The following is a 15,927-nucleotide window of genomic DNA, read 5'->3' as shown; positions in this document are numbered from 1 at the left end:
GTTCACTGGATCCATGAGAGCCATCTGGAAGGGCGCCGTCACCTTCGGCCTCGTCAACGTGCCCGTGAAGGTCTACAGCGCGACGCAGGACCACGACGTGCCGCTGCACCAGGTGCACGACGCGGACGGCGGGCGGATCCGGTACCAGCGCCGCTGCGAGGTGTGCGGCAAGGTCGTCGACTACGCCCACATCGACAAGGCGTTCGACGACGGCGACCGCACGGTCGTGATCACCGAGGAGGACCTCTCGAGCCTCCCGGAGGAGAGGAGCCGCGAGATCGACGTCGTCGAGTTCGTGCCGAGCGACCAGATCGATCCCGTGATGCTCGACCGCAGCTACTTCCTGGAGCCCGACTCGTCGAGCCCGAAGTCGTACGCGCTCCTCCGCCGGACGCTGCAGGAGACCGACCGCACGGCGATCGTGCACGTCACCCTCCGCCAGCGCACCCGGCTCGCGGCGCTCCGCGTGCGCGGCGACGTGCTCATGCTGCAGACCCTCCTCTGGGACGACGAGGTGCGCGAGGCCGACTTCCCGTCGCTCGACGCGGCGCCGAAGGTCTCGCCGCGGGAGCTGAAGATGTCGGCGCAGCTCGTGGAGGGGTTCGCGGAGGACTTCGACCCGTCGAAGTTCGGCGACGAGTACCAGGAGCAGCTGAAGACCCTGATCGACGCGAAGCTCGCCCAGGGTGACTCGCTCGACACCGACGCGACGTTCGGGGAGGGCGACGCGGACGACGACGAGGGCGAGGGCGGCGAGGTGCTCGACCTCATGGACGCGCTGAAGCGGAGCATCGAGCGGAGCCGCGGCGGGGGATCCGGGGCGGAGAAGGCGCCGTCGCGCAACGCTCCTTCGCGGAAGGCGCCCGCGAAGGGGAAGGCGTCCGCCGCATCGGCGAAGACGGGCAGCGAGGGGAAGAGCGCCGCCGCGAAGGGCACGGCGAAGTCGGCGTCGAAGTCCTCGCGCTCCACGACCGCGAAGAAGTCGGGCACGGCGAAGAAGTCGAGCACGACCAAGAAGGCCGCCATGACCAAGAAGGCCGCCACGAAGAAGGAGCCTCCTACCGAGCGGAAGAGCGCGTAGGCGTCAGCCCGCGACCGGCATCCGATCGGTCATCACGCGCCAGAGGTGCAGGGTCGCGTAGGAGCGCCACGGCGACCACGCGGCGGCGCGCGCGTCGAGGGCGCGGGCCTCGTCGGGGAGCCCGAGCGCGGCTGCCCCGCGGCGGACGATGAGGTCGCCGGAGAGCAGGATGTCCGGCTCGCCGAGCGCGCGCATCGCGACGTAGTCGGCCGTCCACGGTCCGACGCCGTGGAAGGCGACGAGCGCGGCCCGGAGCTCCATACGGGGCATGCCGTGCTCGATCACCAGCTCGCCGGTCTCGAGGGCCTCGGCGGTGCGGATCAGCGTGGCCGTGCGCCGGGCCGGACCGCGCAGCAGCTCGGCGCCGTCGCGGGCGATGCGGGCGGCGGTCGGTGGCAGCCGGGTGACGGATCCGTGCGCGACGGATGCGGGCAGGTCCTCGCCGAGGTCGGCGGTCATGCGGCCATGGGTGGCGCGGGCGGAGGCGACGGAGATCTGCTGGCCGACGATGGTGCGGAAGAGCGTGCTCCGCGGATCCAGCGTGCCGGGGATGCGGAGGCCGGGCGTCGCGCGCACGGCGGCGGCGAGCGCGGGGTCGCGGGCGAGGTCGGCGTCGATGCGGGCGGCGTCCACGTCGAGGCCGAGGAGGCGCCGCGTGCCGGCGAGGAGCTCCGCGGCGTCGGCCGCGTGCTCGACGCGGGTGGTCACCTCGACGCGCGTGGCCGCGTCATCGCCCGGCTCGGCCTCGAGCAGCCGCACGGTCACCGTCCCCGCGCCGTGCGCGAGTCGCGCCGACTGCGTGAACGACGTCGCGTCGCCCTCCTCGGCGCCCGTGACCGCGTGCCAGGAGAGGAAGCGGATCACGCCGCCGCCGTCGAAGGGCGCGGGCACCTCGAGCACCGTGCGGTCGACGTGCGCGACGGCGCCGGGGTAGTCCATGCCCCCAGCCTGCCCGACGCCCGCGACCGCGGGGGCGCGCGACCTAGGGTGGATCGCATGATCGACGACGTGGTCCTCGCCCCCTCCGCCGACGCGGACCCCGATGCCGTCCGCGCGGAGCTCGTCCGGGCCCTCGGCGACATCGTCGCGACCGACCCCGCCTCCCTCGACGACGCGCGCGGCGACCGGTCCGGCTATCGCAGCCCCGCGGATCCGATCGCCGTCGTGCGCGCCACCGAGGTGGATCACGTCGTCGCCACCCTCCGCATCGCGCACGCGACACGCACCCCCGTCGTCACGCGCGGCGCCGGCACGGGCCTCGCGGGCGGCGCCACGGCGACCGCGGGCGAGGTCGTGCTGTCGGTGCGGGGCATGGACCGGATCCTCGAGGTGAGCGAGGCCGACGAGCTCGCGGTCGTCGAGCCCGGCGTCCTCAACGACGACCTCAACGCGCGGCTCGCGCCGCTCGGCCTCTGGTACTCGCCGGATCCCGCGAGCAAGGCCATCTCCACCATCGGCGGCAACATCGCCACCAACGCGGGCGGGCTGCTGTGCGCCAAGTACGGCGTGACCCGCGAGGCCGTCCTCGCGCTCACGGTCGTGCTCGCCGACGGCCGCGTGATCGACACCGGACACCGCACCGTGAAGGGCGTCACGGGCTACGACCTCACCGCGCTCATGATCGGCTCGGAGGGCACGCTCGGCGTCATCGTGCGCGCGACCGTGCGGCTCCGGCCGCTGCCGACCGCGACGCCGGCGACGGTCGCCGCGTTCTTCCCGGACTCGGCGACCGCGGCGGCCGCGTCCTCCGCGATCACGGCCGCGCGGATCCGGCCGGCCGCCATGGAGCTGCTCGACGCCGGCGCGCTCGAGGCCATCGACGCGTTCCTCGGCACCGACCACTCCACCCGCGGATCCGCCCACCTCCTCGTGCGCTGCGACGGCCCCGACGCCGCCGAGGAGGCCGCGCGCGTGGTCGAGGTCGTCGTCGCGGGCAGCGGCACGGCCGACGTGACCGACGACGCCGACGAGGGCGAGCGCCTCCTCGCGATCCGCCGCGCCTTCCACCCGGCGCTCGCCGCCCGCGGCCGCGTGCTCATCGAGGACGTCGCCGTGCCGCGCTCGCGCCTCGCCGACATGCTCACGCGGATCCGCGAGATCGAGCGCGAGACGGGCCTCGCCATCCCGACGGTCGCGCACGCGGGCGACGGCAACCTGCACCCCAACTTCTGCATCCCCGAGGACCCGGACACGCCCGACGGCGACGCGACCGGCATCCCCGACGACGTCTGGCGCGCGGCGGACCTCCTCTTCCGCGCGGCCGTCGACCTCGGCGGCACGCTCACGGGCGAGCACGGCGTGGGCCTCCTGAAGCGGCGCTGGCTCGCCGACGAGCTGGGTGATGACGTCATGGGGCTGGCCGGCGGGATCCGCCGCGTGTTCGACCCGCGGGGGATCCTCAACCCGGGCAAGGCCGCCTGAACCCCAGCAGGGCGGCCTGAACCCCGGCAGATCGGCCTGACCAGGCGGCCATCCGGTCGCGTGTCCACGCGCCGATCCGACCCGGACGGCGGGCCCTCCCCTCGCTAGGCTGGCGGAGCCGATCCGCCGAAGAGAGGGCCGTCGTGACCGACCCGTCCATCCCCGTGACCGTCCACCGTCCCTCGCCGGCCTCGCCCCCGCCGTCCATGGAGCTGCCCGCGCCGCGCGCGTCGTCGCGCATCACCGCGTCCGCCGTGCTCGGCGTCGTGGGCGTCGCGGTGCTGCTGCTCGTCGGCCTCGTGGTCGCGGCGTACCTCGTGCTCAGCCTCGGGATCCAGGCCGTCGCGATCTGCGCGCTCCTCGCCCTGATCCCGCTCGCCGGCGTGCTCCTCGCCATCCGCTGGGTCGACCGCTGGGAGCCCGAGCCGCGGCTCGCCCTGCTGTTCGCGCTGCTGTGGGGCGCGGCCGCGTCGGTGGCGATCGCGCTGCTGTTCGACCTCGTCGCGCAGTACGCGCGCCTCGCGATCGGCGTGCCCACGCGCTACACCGAGTTCCTGCAGCTCGCCGTCCAGGCGCCCGTCGTCGAGGAGTCCGCGAAGGCGATCGGGCTGCTCCTCATCTTCTGGGTCGCGCGCCGGCACTTCGACGGCCCGGTGGACGGCGTCGTCTACGGCGCCACCATCGCGGCCGGCTTCGCCTTCACGGAGAACATCGTCTACTTCGGCGGCCCGCTCGTGTCGGGCACCACGGGCACGCTCGTCGGCACCTTCGTGCTGCGCGGCCTGTTCTCGCCGTTCGCGCACGTGACCTTCACCATGATCACCGGCATCGCGATCGGCTACGGCGCCCGCCGCGGTCCGGGTGCGGCGCTCGGGTTCGGCGCGCTCGGGCTGGTCGGCGCCATCGTGCTGCACGCCCTCTGGAACACGGGCGTCACCATCACGGGCGACTTCCTCTCCTTCTACGTGCTGCTGCAGGTGCCGATCTTCGCGTTCCTCGTGACGGTCGTGATCCTCCTGCGCCGCTACGAGATCCACCTCACGCGCCGCCGCCTCCGGGAGTACGCGGCCGTCGGCTGGTTCACGCCCGCCGAGGTCGAGATGCTGAGCACCTGGCAGGGTCGCCGTCGGGCCCGGCTGTGGGCGCGCACGCGCGGCGGCGAGGCGGGCCGGGCGATGAGCCTGTTCACGCGCGACGCCACGCGGCTCGCGTTCGCCCGCCAGCGGATGCTCTCGGAGCGGCCCGCCGCGTCCGGCCGATCCGAGGCCGGGCACCTCGACGACGAGCGGCGCCTGCTGCGCGCCGTCACCGAGCACCGCGATGCGCTCCTGCGCGGCGCCCGCGGCTGACGATCCGGAGCTAGCCGCCCGGCGTCGAGGACGACTCCGGCACCCGTCCGGTGTCGCCGGTCGCGAGTAGCGTCGGAGGCACCACACGAGGAGGCACCACCATGAGCGATGCGAACCAGGACACCACAGGCGGCGACGAGAAGGAGATGCTCGGCTCCTCCACCCCCACGCCGCCGCAGAGCGCCGAGAAGGACCCGAGCACGTGGGTCACGGGCGACGAGCCGATGACGGGCGCGCAGCGCAGCTACCTCGACTCGCTCGCCACGCAGGCCGGCGAGGAGATCCCCGCCGACCTCAACAAGGCGGAGGCGAGCGAGCAGATCGAGCGCCTGCAGGAGAAGAAGGACACGGCGTCGCCGCAGTCCGACGACGCGAGCTGATCGACGCATGAACGGGACGGACGGGCGCCGCATGGGCGCCCGTCCGTCGTCGCGTGACGCGGGGGCGCACGCAGGGGGAGGCAGCGCATGAGGGAGGACGCATGACCACGCTCGTCGGGTACGTCCGCGTCGCGCGCTCCGAGGAGCCGTACCAGGACCAGGTCGACGCCCTCGACGCGGCCGGCTGCGAGCGGATCTTCGTCGACGTCGCCGGAGGCCGCAGGGCCCCGCGCCCCGGCCTCCAGGACGCGCTCGACTACCTCCGCGAGAACGACGAGCTCCTCGTCGTGAGCCTCGACCGGCTGGGGCCGGGCGTCGCAGACGTGGTGCGGATCCTCAACGGGCTCGAGGCGCGGGGCATCGCGTTCCGCGCCATCCGCGAGGGGCTGGAGGCCGGCACCGCGGCCGGCCGCGGGCTGTTCGCGGCCACGCTCGCGCTCGCGACGGTGGAGACGACGACGGAGGCCGAGCGGCACCGCAGGCGGTCCGCCGACCGGTCCGCGGGATCCGCACCGGAGGGCACCCCCGAGGCCGCCCCCGCGACGCCCACCGCGCCCGCCCTCCCGTCGCTGCCCAAGGGCATCACGCGTCGCAAGCTGCAGATCGCCGTCGAGGAGCGCTCGAAGGGGCGCGACACCGCGGAGATCGCGCGCGTGCTCGACGTGAGCGAGCGCGTCGTCACGCGCGCGCTCGCGTGGGCCGAGTCGGGCCGCCAGGGCGGCATCCAGCGCTGAAGCCGGGGCCGGCCACGCGAGGTCGGGCCGCTCGGGCTCGCGCTCGTCCCGCTCGTCCCCGCGACGGAGCGCGTCGGCACCCGCGGCCGAGGTGCCCGGCCCGGCCGTTTCCTACCCTGGGGACATGACCGGATCCCGTCCCGCGCCCGCCCGACGACCGCCGGGTCGCTCCCGGTCCGTCCGTCGTCGTCGCGACGCGGTGCTCGCGGCCGTCGTCGCGACCGCGGTGGTCGGCGTCGGTCTCGCCACCGGGATCCTCCCGTCGCCCGCGGGCGGGACCTCGGCGGATCCCGCGTCCTGCACGGTCGACGCTCTGACGGGCGGCTGGTCCACGGGCACGCTCCATCTCTCGGCCGCGGAGGTCGACGGCGACGCGGGACGCGACGTCCTCGACGTGCGCGGCGACGAGCCGGCCGCGACCGCCAGCACCATGAAGGTCCTCACCGCCGCGGCGGCCGTCGAGGCGCTCGGCCCCGACCGCCGCATCACCACGCGCGTCGTCCAGGGCGCGCGCGCCGACACGGTCGTCCTCATCGGCGGCGGCGATCCCACGCTCAGCCGACTGCCGTCCGGCACCGACGGCGTCTACCCCGACGCCCCGCACCTCGACGACCTCGCGCGCCAGGTGCTCGACGCCCGACGCGCCGATCCCGACCTCGCCGGCGTCCCCGTCCGCCGCCTCCAGGTCGACAGCAGCCTGTTCACCGGGCCCGCCTGGCTGCCGGAGTGGCCGCTCGAGGCGCGGCGGGGGGGGATCCATGTCGAACATCACGGCGCTCATGATCGACGGCGACCGCGACGACCCGGCCGAGCCCTACTCGCGCCGCGGCGAGAGGGCCGTCGCGCGCGCGGCCGATGCCTTCGCGGCGCTCCTCGGCGACGACGTGGCGGCCGACGGCCCGCTCGTGACCGCGGCACCCGGATCCGCCGTGCTCGGCACTGTGGAGTCCGCACCCGTCCGCGACCTCGTCGGCTACATGCTCACCCACTCCGACGACACGCTCGCCGAGACCCTCGCGCGGCTGGTCGCGATCGAGACGGGCGCGGGCAGCGCAGCCGCGGACATCCAGCGCGGCACGCCCGCCGCCCTCGCGGACCTCGACCTGCCGACCGACGGGGTGGTCCTGGTCGACGGCTCGGGCCTCTCGGACGCGAACCGCGTCCCCGCCGCGCTCCTCACGCGGCTGATGGTGCGCATCGCGGAGCACCGCGGCGACCTCGCCATCGTCGACGCGGGTCTCGCGGTCGCGGGGCGCACGGGCACGCTCGCGGAGGGCGGCCGCTTCACGGGCGAGGCGGACGCGGCGGCCGGCCGGATCCGCGGCAAGACGGGCACGCTCGAGCGCATGCACGGCCTCACCGGCATCGCCGACGCGGAGGACGGCACCGAGGTCGCGTTCACGATCTGGGCGGAGGACGTGGATCCGTCCGTCCGGGCGGAGTCCGCCCGCGCCGAGATCGACGCCCTCGCGACCGCGCTGCACCGCTGCGGCGGCGCGCTCGGCGGCTGATCCCGCCCCGCGCGGCGCACGCCCGCGCGGCGCACGCCCCGCGGCGGGCCGGGGCTACGACCCGGCGCGCTCCACGAGCCGGTGGTCGTGCGCGTACACGACGAGCTGCACGCGGTCCCGGAGCGCGAGCTTGGCGAGGATGCTGCTCACGTGCGTCTTCACGGTCGACTCGCTCACGAACTCGAGCGCCGCGACCTCCGCGTTCGACAGCCCGCGCGCCACGTGCCCGAACACGTCCTTCTCGCGAGCGCTCAGCGAGCGGAACGCGGGCGGCGCCGGGGGAGCGGGGGCGGCCGTCGCATCCGAGGTGAACAGCTGCGTGAGCTCGTCCGGCGCGAGGACGGCGCTGCCCGCGTGCACGGCGCGGATCGCCGCCGCGAGGAAGGCGGGCGTCGCGTCCTTGAGCAGGAAGCCGCTTGCGCCGCCGCGGATCGCCGTGGCCGAGGCGCGATCGAGCGCGAACGTCGTCAGCACGATCACGCGCGGCGGGGCGTCCCGCGTCCCGTCGAAGAGGGCCCGCACGGTCTCGAGGCCGTCCATCACGGGCATGCGCATGTCGAGCAGCACGACGTCGGGCCGCACCTCGTCGATCACGGCGAGCCCCTGCCGCCCGTCGCCGGCCTCGCCGACGACCTCGAGGTCGGGCTGGGCGTCGAGGGCGACGCGCACGCCGCCGCGGAACAGCTCCTGGTCGTCGACGAGCACGATGCGGATCACGGGCGGCCTCCCGGCACGGTGGGGATGGGATGCGCGGCCGGCAGGGGGATGCGGGCGCGGGCGGTGAAGAGGTCGTCGACGGGCTCTGCCTCGAGGTCGCCGCCGACCGCGGCGAGCCGGGCGCGCATGCCCTCGACGCCGGTGCCGACGCGCAGCGACTCGAGGCCGAGCGGGCCGCTGCGGTCGGGGACGGCGCCGCGGCGGGCGACGGGGTTCTCCACCTCGAGGACGACGTCGGACGCGCGCCAGGTCTCGCGCAGCTGGATCCGTCCACCCGGCTCCCCGTGCCGCATCGCGTTGGTCGTCATCTCCTGCGCGACGCGGCGGATGACCACCTGGCGCGCGGGATCCACGGGCCGGCGCACGCCGCGCACCTCGTGCGCGAGGTCGACGCCCGCGGCCCGCACCTGGGCGACGACCGCGTCGAGGTCCTCGGGCCCGTCGTCGGCGTCGGCCGTGCTGGTGCCGCTCAGCACCTCGCGCACCTCGGCGAGCGAGCGGCGGGCGGTTTCGGCGATGGTGGCGGAGACCCCGCGGATCCGCTCCTCGTCGTCGAGGAACTGCACGGAGTCGGCCTGCGCGATGATCACCGCGAGCGAGTGCCCGACGATGTCGTGCACGTCGCGCGCCATGCTCGCCCGCAGCGTCTCGGCCTGCGCGAGGTCGACGGCCTTCACCGCGGTGTCCTCCGCCTGCACGCGGAGGCGCGACTCGGCGGTGCGGGAGCGGATCACGCGCACCACGAGGCCGGTCAGCCACGCGAGGAGCAGCATCAGGACCGGCGCCGCGACGAAGATCATGGCGCCGATGCCGCCGGGGCTGATGAGGAGCGAGTAGCGCGCGCCCGTCTGCAGCAGGTACACCGTGGCCATGGCGCCGCCGACGAGCGCGGAGGCGAGGCCGAGCACGGCCGTCACCCGGGATCCACGCCGGGCGGTCGAGTACAGGACGAGGAGGAGGGCGAGGTCCGCGAAGCCGGGACGCTCGCCCAGCTGCCACTGCGCGAGCGCCATCACCCAGGCCAGCGCGAGCGCCGCCCCCGGGAACGCCGAGCGGACGGCGACGGCCAGGAGCACGAGCGCGGCGACGGGGAATCCCGCCTCCTGCACGTCCACCGGCGGCCTCAGGGCGAGGCCCGCGAGCACGAGTCCGACGACCGCGTCCACGGACATCTCGATGCCGTCGCGGTGCCGGGGCGCCCGCGTCGACGTCGAGCGCGTCACGGCGGCGGTCCCGGTGTCCATCGGCCACAGCCTAGGCGCGGCCCCGCGGGCGGGTCGCCCCCCGCGGGTACCGGTCGCCGGTACCCGCGGGGGAGCGCGTGCCTACTTCTTCTTCGTCAGCGCGGATCCCTTGTGGGCCGCGGTCTTGCCGGACTTGTCGCTCTCCACGATGTACGCGGGCTCGTCGCTCGACGCGGTGAAGTGCTGCCCGTCGTGCTGGAAGTCCTTCGTCTTCTCCTCGACGACCTTGCCGTGGGTCTCGCCCTGCGGCGTGTTCCAGGTGACGTGGTCGCCCTTCGAGAGGCCGGCCATCAGATCGTCGCCACCGATCCGGAGTCGACGCGGTAGTTGGACCCGTTCACGAACGACGCGAGGTCGGAGCAGAGGAACGCGACCACGTTGGCGACCTCGGCGGGCTCGCCGCGGCGCTTGAGCTCCATGTACGGGCGCTCCTCGTCGAGGAACGACTCGATCGCGTCGTCCGTCGAGGTGCCCAGCTGGTCGGCGCGCTTCTCCATCATCGCGTCGGTCATGGGCGTGTGGATGAAGGCGGGCGAGACCGCGTTCACGAGCAGGCCCTCCTTCGCGTAGCTGCGCGACAGGCCCTTCGACAGCGCGAGGATCCCGGCCTTGGCGGCGCAGTAGGGGAGCTCGTCGTCGTACGGCTGCACGGCGTCCTCGGAGGCGAGGAAGACGATCCGCCCCCAGCCGCCCTTCCGGAGCGACGGGAGGAACCGCTTCACGAGCCGGACGGGTCCCATGAGGTCGACCTCGATGGTGTTCGTCCAGCCCTCGTCGTCGATCTCGTGGAAGAGGCCCTGCGCCCCTGTGATGCCCGCGGACTGCACGAGGATGTCGATGTCGCCGACCGCCTCCTGCACCTTGTCGTGCAGCGCGGCGAGCGACTCGACGCTCGTCACGTCGGCCGCGAACGCGTGCACGCGGTCGCCGCCGTCGAGCTTCGCGGCGGCCTCGTCGAGCGATCCCTGGTCCTGGTCGCTGAGGACGACGGTCGCGCCCTCGCTGAGGAGGATGCGGGCGGTCTCCCACCCGATCCCCGAGTCGGCGCCCGTGATGAGCGCGGTCCTGCCTGTGATCCCGAGGTCCATCTCGGTCTCCTCACTGCCCCGCGAGGGGCGTCGTGGTGTGTCTGCCGTGCCCTCGCGGACACGACGAGGGCCGCACCTGGCGGCGCGGCCCTCGGGTCGTGACGTGCGTGCTGCTCGCGCTACTCGGCGGCCGAGCCGACGCGGCGGTTCTCCGCGGAGACCATCCACGCGTACTGCTCGAGCGCGGTGATGAAGCCGTGGAGGAGGTCCGCGGTGGTCGGGTCCTCCTCGTCGACGTCGTCGTGCACCTCGCGCATGGTGTGCACGGCGGCCTCGAGGCGCTGGGTCACGAGGTCCACGGTCTCGGCCGTGTCCACCTCGCCCTGCGGGTACTCGGGGAGCGTGGTGTTCTCGGCGACGGTGTCGCTGCGCCCGTCCGGCGTGGCGTGCAGGGCGCGCATGCGCTCGGCCAGGTCGTCGCTGAACTCGCGGGCCGAGTCGATGATCTCGTCGAGCTGGAGGTGCAGGTCGCGGAAGTTCTTGCCGACGACGTTCCAGTGCGCCTGCTTGCCCTGGATGTGCAGCTCGATCAGGTCGACGAGCACCTTCTGCATGTTCTCGTGCAGCTGCTCGGAGGCCGTGAAGCCCCGCTCGGCGTTCTGGCGCTTGGTCGGCTTGGAGCCCTCGGGCTGGGTGGCCTTCTCGGATGCGCTGGTGGGGCGTTCGACGGTCGTGGTCATGTGCGACTCCTCGTTCTGTTCGTTCGTGGGGTCGGGGGTTCCCGATCCGTGCGGGGAGGCGTCCGGTGGGATCCTGCCCGCGGGCCGGGCGCGCTCTCGCGCGTCGTCCGGCCTCCCCTCGACGGTACGCCCGCCGCTTCCTCGTCGCACGAACGATGAGGGCGCTCACAGTCTGCGCCCAGCGACGGGGGTGGTCGCTTCGCTCTGCGGACGCACGGACGCACCGACGCACCGACGCTCCGGTGCTTGGCTGGATCCATGACCGCCATCACCTCCGACCTCCGCGTCCTGCGCGACGCCCGCGCGATCCTCGTCGAGAGCCTCTGGTGGGATCCGGCCGGCGACGTCATGTGGAACGACATCACCGCGGGCACGCTGCACCGCAGCCCGTGGGAGGGCGCGGTCGACGGATCCGCCGACACCGTGCTCGAGCTGCCGCCGCCGCTCGCGTCCTTCCAGCCGGCCGACGACGGCGGCTTCGTCGCGGGGCTCGGCGACCGCATCGTGCTCGTCGACCGCGCCGGCCGGATCACGCGCGACCTCGCCCGGGTCGAGCACGCCCACGACGGCATGCGCCTCAACGAGGGCAAGGTCGATCCGGAGGGACGCTTCGTCGTCGGGTCGATGGACGTCACCGAGGGCGAGCCGGACGGGGCCGTCTACTCGGTCGACGGATCCGGCGCCCTGCGCACGCTCCTCGGCGGCTTCGCCGTCGCCAACGGCTTCGAGTGGACCGACGCAGGCCGGACCATGATCCTCACCGACACCGGGGCGCAGACCGTCTACCGCGCCCCCTACTCGGCCGACGGCGGGCTCGGCGACCTCGAGCGCTGGATCCACGGCGAGATGAGCGACGGCCTCACCCTCGACGTGGATGGGTACGCGTGGAACGGGATCTACGGCGCGGGCAAGGTGATCCGCTGGGCGCCCGACGGCACGAAGGACCTCGAGTTCGAGATCCCGGCGCCGAACGTCACCTCGGTGGCCTTCGCCGGACCCGACCTCCGCACCCTGGTCATCGGCACCGCCCGCGAGAACCTCACGGAGGAGCAGCTCGAGGAGCACCCGCTCTCCGGCGGCGTCTTCGCGATCGACACCGCCGTGTCCGGGCGCCCCGTGAACGTCTTCCGCACCGTGGTCGACGGAGCTCCGCGGGCGTAGCGTCGAGGAGGCCGTCCGACCGGGCGGCGACACTCTCACGAGGAGGAACGCACATGACCGGAGAGAGCATCCAGGGCCGCACGGTGGCCTTCCTGCTGACGGACGGCTTCGAGCAGGTCGAGCTGACGGAGCCGTGGAAGGCAGTGCAGGAGGCCGGCGGGAAGCCCGTCCTCGTGTCCCCGAAGTCGGACACGGTGCAGGGCCTGAACCACATCGACAAGGCCGACACGTTCGACGTGGACGTGCAGGTGAAGGACGCCGACGCGGCCGACTACGACGGCCTCGTGCTGCCCGGCGGCGTCGTGAACGCGGACGACCTCCGCGTCGACGCCGACTCGGTCGCCTTCGCGAAGGCCTTCTTCGCGGCCGGCAAGCCCGTCGCGTCCATCTGCCACGCGCCGTGGATCCTCATCGAGGCCGGCGTGGTGGACGGCCGCCGCATGACCTCGTACCCGACGCTCGCCACCGACCTCCGGAACGCCGGCGCCGAGTGGGTCGACGAGGAGGTCGTGGTCGACAGCGGCTTCGTCACCAGCCGCAACCCCGACGACCTGCCCGCGTTCACCGCGAAGCTGATCGAGGAGATCGCCGAGGGCGAGCACGACGAGCAGCACGCCTGATCCGTCGCGGCACCGCGGCCCGGACGGCCCGCGCACCTAGGGTGAGGGCGTGACCACGCCCTCACCCGATGCGCGCTTCCGCCAGACCACGCCGGCGCCGCGCGCCGTCCGCCTCGCCGGGCTGGTGATCGCGGTGGTCGGCCTCGTGGCTCTCATCGCCACCGGGGGCTCCGCGCTCGGCGTGGTCGTCGCCGTCCTGCTGGTGGCGGCCGGCGCCGTCGTCGGCTCGCTCCGGATCCGCATCACGCTCGACCCCGACGAGGTCGAGGTGGCGCTCGTGCCGCTCACGCGCATCCGGATCCCGTACTCCGCCGTCGCGGACTGCACGGTCGTCGACCACCTCCGCCCGCGGACCGTCGGCGGGATCGGCGTCCGGCGGCTGCCGGGCGGCGGCGCGGCGATCCTGCTCGACGCGGGAACCGCCGTCGCGATCGAGGCGGCCGACGGCACCCGCCACCTCGTCCGCAGCACGTTCCCGCGTGAGGCGGCCACGCGGATCCGCGACCGGGCCGCCGCCGCGCCCATCGCGCCGGCCGACGCCCGCGACCCGGAGGATCCGGCCGCGACCACCGCCTAGGCTCATCGCGTGACCACAGCACCCCCCGCCGCACGCCGTCCCCGCACCTCCCGCCCCGTCGTCGTGGCGCTCGCGGTCGTCGTGGTGGTCGTGGGCTTCGTCCTCGACCAGCTCAGCAAGCGCTGGGCCGTCGACGCTCTCGGCGGCGGCGAGACCATCCCGCTGTTCCCGACCGCGCGCTTCGCGCTCGTCTACAACCCGGGCGTCTCCTTCGGCATGGGCGCCGAGGTCGGCCCGCTGCTCACCGTCGGGATCATGGCGCTCGCGCTGGGACTCGCCGTGTGGGTCGGGTGGCAGATCCGGCACCGCGCGTCGCTGCTGCAGGTGCTGCTGCTCTCGGCCGTGCTCGCGGGCGCGCTCGGCAACCTCTTCGACCGCATCACGCGCGCGGAGGACGGACCGCTGTCCGGCCACGTCGTCGACTTCATCGCCGTCGAGTGGTTCGCGGTCTTCAACGTGGCCGACATCCTCACGGTGTGCGGCATGATCGCGTGGGCCCTCACGACCGTGTTCGGACGCGACCACGTGGCCGACGCGCGCGAGGCGGATGCGGACGCGGATGCGGACCACGCGGCCGTCGACTCGGCCCCCGACACCGGATCCGCGGCCACCGACCGCGCCTGACGCCCCGGCGTAGCGTGAGGGGATGACCACGATCCCCACACTGGAACTGTCCGACGGGAACCGCATCCCGGCCATCGGCCTCGGCACGTACGGGCTGAACGACGACGCGGGCGCCGAGCTCGTGTCCGGCGCGATCGGCGCCGGCTACCGCCTGCTCGACACGGCCCTCAACTACGGCAACGAGGCCGCGGTGGGCGAGGGGATGCGCCGCTCCGGCGTCCCCCGCGAGGAGCTCTTCCTCACCACCAAGCTGCCCGGCCGCCACCACGGCTACGACGAGACCCTCGCGTCCTTCGAGGAGTCGCGCGCGTCGCTCGGCGTCGACTACGTGGACCTGTACCTCATCCACTGGCCGAACCCGAGCGTCGACAGGTACGTCGACAGCTGGCGCGCGTTCGTCGAGCTGAAGGAGCGCGGCCTCGTCCGGTCCATCGGCGTCTCGAACTTCACGCCCGCGCACCTCACGCGCCTGCAGGACGAGACGAGCGTGCTGCCCGTCGTCAACCAGGTCGAGCTGCACCCGACGTTCGCGCAAGGCGCGCTGCGCGCCTTCCACGCCGAGCACGGCATCGTGACGGAGAGCTGGTCGCCGCTCGGCACGCGCGAGCAGCTCATGCAGGACGAGAACGTGGTGGCCGCCGCCGAGGCGCACGGCGTCACGCCGACGCAGGCCGTGCTCCGCTGGCACGTCCAGTCGGGCGCGCTGCCGATCCCGCGGTCCACGGATCCCGAGCGTCAGCGCCAGAACCTCGACGTCTTCGGCTTCGAGCTCACCGAGGAGGAGGTGCGCGCGATCGGCTCCGGCCCGCAGTCGCGCCTCTGGGACGGTGACCCGGACACGCACGAGGAGATGTAGCGCTCCCGTTCCGGATGGCTCGGCCGTCGCGTCCCTCCGGGGCGCGGCGGCCGCGCCGTGTGCGGGGCGGGTCAGCCCCCGAGCAGCGCGGGGATGCCGAGCAGCGCGACGCCCGCGACCAGGCACGCGGCCGCGACGACGACGAGCACGCCGACCCACAGGATCCCCGGCAGATGCGTGAGCCGCCCGAGCTGGTCCGCGTCGGACGCACCGCCGCCCCGGCGGGATCGGGACCGCTGCAGCTCGAGCGTCGCCCGCAGCGCGCCGAGCAGCAGGAACAGCGCGAGTGCGTGCGCCGCGACGCCCTGCACCACGATCGGGGCCGCGCCCGCGACCACGCCGACCACGACGCCGGCGACGAGGCACGACCACAGCCCGAACCAGTTGCGCACCTGGATCACGACGAGCGCGAGCAGCAGCAGCCACAGCCACAGGACGGCGGCCGAGCGGCCGGATCCGGCGAGCCAGGCGGCACCCAGCCCCGCGAGGGCGGGAGCCGGGTAGCCCGCCAGCAGCGTGATCACCATGCCGGGCCCGCGCGGCCGGCCGACGCTCACGGTGAGGCCCGAGGTGTCCGAGTGCAGCCGGATCCCCGCGAGCCGACGCCCGCTCAGCGTCGCCGCGAGCCCGTGGCCGCCCTCGTGCACGATCGTCACGGCGTGCCGGGTGAGCCGCCATGCGGCGGGCACGATCACGAGCACCGCGGCGAGCGCGACGGCGACGAGCGCGGGCCCCGCATCGAGCGGTGTCTCGACGGCGGTCGCGCGCGCGACGACGTCGCGGACGATCTCGACGGGGTCCATCAGGTGCTCCTGGGGTCGGGTGGTGGTGAGGTCGCGTGGTGCGGTCACCGGGGGAGCGCCCAGCCCACCACATCCGCCTGA

Annotated in this window: 18 protein-coding genes and 1 pseudogene; 12 read left to right on the top strand and 7 right to left on the bottom strand. The window is 74.2% G+C overall.

The features are described from left to right. Positions 1-13 precede the first annotated feature (13 nt). A complete protein-coding gene (gene ku, locus FGD68_RS12815) occupies positions 14-1,081 on the top strand; it encodes a non-homologous end joining protein Ku (protein ID WP_119373624.1) in 1,068 nt (355 codons plus the stop codon). Between the two features lie 3 nt (positions 1,082-1,084). On the opposite strand, the gene FGD68_RS12810 is transcribed toward ku, so the two are convergent. Continuing rightward, on the bottom strand, positions 1,085-2,020 hold the full coding sequence (locus tag FGD68_RS12810) for a DNA-3-methyladenine glycosylase family protein (protein WP_237609526.1): 936 nt from the start codon (positions 2,018-2,020) through the stop codon (positions 1,085-1,087). 57 nt (positions 2,021-2,077) lie between these two features. On the opposite strand from FGD68_RS12810, the gene FGD68_RS12805 reads away from it, so the two are divergent. From FGD68_RS12805 to FGD68_RS12780, 6 genes and pseudogenes are all read left to right on the top strand, one after another. Continuing rightward, complete coding sequence (locus FGD68_RS12805) at positions 2,078-3,502, top strand: FAD-binding oxidoreductase (protein WP_237609525.1); 1,425 nt, start codon at positions 2,078-2,080, stop codon at positions 3,500-3,502. A 143-nt stretch (positions 3,503-3,645) separates the two neighbouring features. Then, on the top strand, positions 3,646-4,851 hold the full coding sequence (locus tag FGD68_RS12800) for a PrsW family intramembrane metalloprotease (protein ID WP_119373379.1): 1,206 nt from the start codon (positions 3,646-3,648) through the stop codon (positions 4,849-4,851). A 101-nt stretch (positions 4,852-4,952) separates the two neighbouring features. Next, positions 4,953-5,231 carry a DUF3072 domain-containing protein gene (locus FGD68_RS12795; RefSeq protein WP_012038756.1) on the top strand — a complete coding sequence of 93 codons (279 nt, stop codon included), beginning with the start codon at positions 4,953-4,955 and terminating at the stop codon, positions 5,229-5,231. A gap of 101 nt (positions 5,232-5,332) precedes the next feature. Then, positions 5,333-5,965, top strand: a complete 633-nt coding sequence (locus FGD68_RS12790) for a recombinase family protein (RefSeq protein ID WP_119373378.1) — start codon at positions 5,333-5,335, stop codon at positions 5,963-5,965. A 124-nt stretch (positions 5,966-6,089) separates the two neighbouring features. Further along, positions 6,090-6,638: pseudogene (locus FGD68_RS15560) on the top strand (D-alanyl-D-alanine carboxypeptidase); the annotation flags it as partial. 85 nt (positions 6,639-6,723) lie between these two features. After that, positions 6,724-7,476 (top strand): D-alanyl-D-alanine carboxypeptidase, encoded by a 753-nt coding sequence (locus FGD68_RS12780; protein WP_237609524.1) that lies wholly within the window; start codon positions 6,724-6,726, stop codon positions 7,474-7,476. Positions 7,477-7,530: 54 nt separating this feature from the next. On the opposite strand, the gene FGD68_RS12775 is transcribed toward FGD68_RS12780, so the two are convergent. The 5 genes from FGD68_RS12775 to FGD68_RS12755 all read right to left on the bottom strand — a co-directional run bounded on the left by FGD68_RS12775 (position 7,531) and on the right by FGD68_RS12755 (position 11,205). Beyond that, positions 7,531-8,193, bottom strand: coding sequence for a response regulator (locus FGD68_RS12775; RefSeq protein ID WP_012038753.1), 663 nt, complete (start codon positions 8,191-8,193; stop codon positions 7,531-7,533). After that, positions 8,190-9,437 (bottom strand): sensor histidine kinase, encoded by a 1,248-nt coding sequence (locus tag FGD68_RS12770; protein ID WP_237609523.1) that lies wholly within the window; start codon positions 9,435-9,437, stop codon positions 8,190-8,192. The genes FGD68_RS12775 and FGD68_RS12770 overlap by 4 nt, the downstream gene beginning before the upstream one ends. Positions 9,438-9,518: 81 nt before the next feature. After that, positions 9,519-9,728, bottom strand: coding sequence for a hypervirulence associated TUDOR domain-containing protein (locus FGD68_RS12765; protein WP_119373132.1), 210 nt, complete (start codon positions 9,726-9,728; stop codon positions 9,519-9,521). Next, positions 9,728-10,525 (bottom strand): SDR family NAD(P)-dependent oxidoreductase, encoded by a 798-nt coding sequence (locus FGD68_RS12760; protein ID WP_119373133.1) that lies wholly within the window; start codon positions 10,523-10,525, stop codon positions 9,728-9,730. Before FGD68_RS12760 ends, FGD68_RS12765 begins: the two co-directional genes overlap by 1 nt. Before the next feature lie 119 nt (positions 10,526-10,644). Then, entirely contained in the window at positions 10,645-11,205 is a 561-nt protein-coding gene (locus FGD68_RS12755; RefSeq protein WP_104236270.1) for a Dps family protein, read from the bottom strand. 258 nt (positions 11,206-11,463) lie between these two features. Between FGD68_RS12755 and FGD68_RS12750 the strand changes: the two genes are divergently transcribed. From FGD68_RS12750 to FGD68_RS12730, 5 genes are read left to right on the top strand one after another with little or no spacing between them, the layout of a single operon-like run. Further along, on the top strand, positions 11,464-12,366 hold the full coding sequence (locus FGD68_RS12750) for an SMP-30/gluconolactonase/LRE family protein (protein WP_119373134.1): 903 nt from the start codon (positions 11,464-11,466) through the stop codon (positions 12,364-12,366). Between the two features lie 53 nt (positions 12,367-12,419). Beyond that, a complete protein-coding gene (locus FGD68_RS12745) occupies positions 12,420-12,986 on the top strand; it encodes a type 1 glutamine amidotransferase domain-containing protein (protein WP_119373135.1) in 567 nt (188 codons plus the stop codon). 49 nt (positions 12,987-13,035) lie between these two features. Next, entirely contained in the window at positions 13,036-13,563 is a 528-nt protein-coding gene (locus FGD68_RS12740) for a hypothetical protein (protein ID WP_119373136.1), read from the top strand. A 9-nt stretch (positions 13,564-13,572) separates the two neighbouring features. Beyond that, entirely contained in the window at positions 13,573-14,187 is a 615-nt protein-coding gene (locus FGD68_RS12735) for a signal peptidase II (RefSeq protein WP_119373137.1), read from the top strand. 22 nt (positions 14,188-14,209) lie between these two features. Further along, entirely contained in the window at positions 14,210-15,043 is an 834-nt protein-coding gene (locus FGD68_RS12730; RefSeq protein ID WP_119373138.1) for an aldo/keto reductase, read from the top strand. 71 nt (positions 15,044-15,114) lie between these two features. On the opposite strand, the gene FGD68_RS12725 is transcribed toward FGD68_RS12730, so the two are convergent. Then, positions 15,115-15,846 carry a M50 family metallopeptidase gene (locus FGD68_RS12725; protein WP_119373228.1) on the bottom strand — a complete coding sequence of 244 codons (732 nt, stop codon included), beginning with the start codon at positions 15,844-15,846 and terminating at the stop codon, positions 15,115-15,117. Between the last annotated feature and the right edge of the window lie 81 nt (positions 15,847-15,927).

Source organism: Clavibacter californiensis, assembly GCF_021952865.1.
GTDB lineage: Bacteria > Actinomycetota > Actinomycetes > Actinomycetales > Microbacteriaceae > Clavibacter > Clavibacter californiensis.
This window is presented reverse-complemented; position numbering and strand designations above follow the sequence as displayed.